Raw genomic sequence first — 2,058 nt, forward strand, 5'->3', positions numbered from 1 at the left:
GCAGTGATGAGAGGCTGATCAGCGAGGTTCTTAGACTCGTCGATGAGCCATTCTTTCAAAATGTAAAACGCAAGCCAAGTGCCTGCACTATCCAAAATCCATTCTGCCGCTTGTTTCCAAGTGGGCACTTTGAGTTGTAGAGCTGCCATGATGTCATTCCTTTTTAAATAAAGTCACCTCTCAACACGAAGCGGGCGCAGTTTCGGGAGAACGCTCCTCAACGAAGGTGTTCTTTTCCTAGCTTTGTGTTGAGAGGTATCAGGGGACCGGCAAGGCCAAGCGCAAGTCAAACAAAGGAGAAAACCCTCGCGCCCATGAATTAGGGACTCATTAGTAGCCTTGCCGGAAACTTGTTAGTCTTGCTGTTCAGGGTGTGTGGTGCCGTTGGGTCCAAGAAGCGGAACACCAACCGGGGCAACTGTTTCAAGAAGGGTCTCTAACTCCTCTTTTGTCGGAGCTTCAACCATCGTCTCAGTGCTCTCCCCCTCACTGGATTGGGTATTGGGGGTTTGGGGTTGTTCAACGGTAAGCATTTCGATGAACTCTTTGACCGAATAACTTGTTACGTGCCGTGGCGTTGAAGTAGCAACGCCAGATGTTCGAGGGCTCACCTCGATAGACACGCGGCAGTCAGGCCAAGCCATGTCTTGGAGTTTCTTGATCAACTGCTCGTTATTCATGTTCAGCCCCTAGGTCGTGAATTTCAATCATGTATCTGCGGCTACCGAACTTGACTGAAACGTCGGCCATTCCTTTGCCGCCTTCGAAACTTGAGGCACCAAAGCCGCAACCGGTTTCTTTTGCGCCAGCGACCTTGAGGGCTGTTCTTATAACCGTGCGCAAATGAGCAAGGTCATCTGCTGTTTCGTGGTCCAGCAGCGGCTCTGCGCCCTCAAGGCCTTTGGGCAGATTAACTGGAATGGACTTCGCCATCTCTCACCTCATGTAGAAGGATTGCGAACAGTGGCCGGGGACCACACATATTGGAGACGCAACTCAAAGTGGCCGCTGCTCGCAAACTGAATTTTTGGAAGTTGCCCCGCGCAAGCGACCTGAAGTCAGCTCTGCGATTGTGGTAACCATACCCATATTCGCGACTTATACAACCCCTAGACAAAATACGGCTCCGCGGCCTCAAGATATTGTTTCAGGGCGCTTTTCACGCGAGCTTTGCACTTAGTCGTATCGCCTCCGATCTGCCGACCAGCTTGCAACAACGTCACATGTCCACACACAAGCCCTGTGACAGGCCGAATGAAGCTCTGCGCAGGCAAGGTAGCCTCACCAGCTGCAACAGCTCTCTGCCCCTGCCTGAGTCCGTGTATCTTGTCCGCTAGATCACCTGCTTGCTTGCCGTCGATGAAAACAAGATCGCCTGAACCGCCCATGTGGACCTCTCGGCAGACCATGTAGTCACGAAGCTGTAAGGCTGTGCGTCCGTGGCGCTCTTCAAGAAAGCGGTCTTTCAACATATTGCTGATTGCATCGCGTGGGCCTAGCGCTCGGATGATGCCAGCAGGCGGCGGCTTTAGTTGCGATTTACGGCCCTTTGCCCTTAAATCCGTTACTGCATCACGCCGCCGCTTTGCCTCTTCTAAATCTCCATCGATTATTGCAAGGCGCTCGGCCTCCTGTTGAGCCCATAACGAATTGTCAAAATCGTTTCGCTTCGTGATGTATGCGCGCTCAGGTTTTAAAACCGCTTGGTGTTTCATTAGGCCACCCCCTCGCTATAAAGCGCTAAAAACAAGACCAGAAACACTATTCCAAAGGCCAAACCGGCATTGCGTTGTACGTCTTTATTCATGCCGCATCCTCCAAAAGTGGCGCGCCGTAAGCTTCTTCGTAATCTTGCAACGCGTCTTCGATGCCGTGCGGCGCATAGCGCTTGATGAACATAAAAACGCCCGGCTGACTAAGGCCAAGCTTTTCAGCTGCCGCGACTTTAGTTTTTGATTGGCTAATCACTCGCAGGCGATGCAAAACCCGCCCAGGGTCCAAAGCTATTCGCCTGTTGCCATCTTTAAGGACTTGAAGCGTTTCCGGGGAATGACGCCG

General features: G+C 52.1%; 5 protein-coding genes. All 5 read right to left on the minus strand.

What is annotated here, in order from left to right; all coding sequences use genetic code 11:
* Nucleotides 1–149, minus strand: a 149-nt coding sequence (locus HRU21_13085; GenBank protein NRA43223.1) for a hypothetical protein, incomplete at its 3' end; no start/stop codon positions are given.
* Nucleotides 150–353: 204 nt separating this feature from the next.
* Nucleotides 354–680, minus strand: a complete 327-nt coding sequence (locus HRU21_13090) for a hypothetical protein (protein ID NRA43224.1) — start codon at nt 678–680, stop codon at nt 354–356.
* Nucleotides 673–933, minus strand: a complete 261-nt coding sequence (locus tag HRU21_13095) for a hypothetical protein (GenBank protein NRA43225.1) — start codon at nt 931–933, stop codon at nt 673–675. The genes HRU21_13090 and HRU21_13095 overlap by 8 nt, the downstream gene beginning before the upstream one ends.
* Nucleotides 934–1,109: 176 nt before the next feature.
* Nucleotides 1,110–1,715, minus strand: coding sequence for a hypothetical protein (locus tag HRU21_13100; GenBank protein NRA43226.1), 606 nt, complete (start codon nt 1,713–1,715; stop codon nt 1,110–1,112).
* A gap of 88 nt (nt 1,716–1,803) precedes the next feature.
* The coding region (locus HRU21_13105) for a hypothetical protein (GenBank protein NRA43227.1) at nt 1,804–2,058 on the minus strand (255 nt) is incomplete at its 5' end.

This window comes from Pseudomonadales bacterium (assembly GCA_013215025.1).
In the GTDB taxonomy this organism is placed as follows: Bacteria; Pseudomonadota; Gammaproteobacteria; order Pseudomonadales; family DT-91; genus DT-91.

Bases quoted from the DNA above. Each gene is read 5' to 3' on its own strand.
- HRU21_13090 (NRA43224.1), bottom strand. From the start codon at position 680: ATGAATAACGAGCAGTTGATCAAGAAACTCCAAGACATGGCTTGGCCT.
- HRU21_13095 (NRA43225.1), bottom strand. From the start codon at position 933: ATGGCGAAGTCCATTCCAGTTAATCTGCCCAAAGGCCTTGAGGGCGCA.
- HRU21_13100 (NRA43226.1), bottom strand. From the start codon at position 1,715: ATGAAACACCAAGCGGTTTTAAAACCTGAGCGCGCATACATCACGAAG.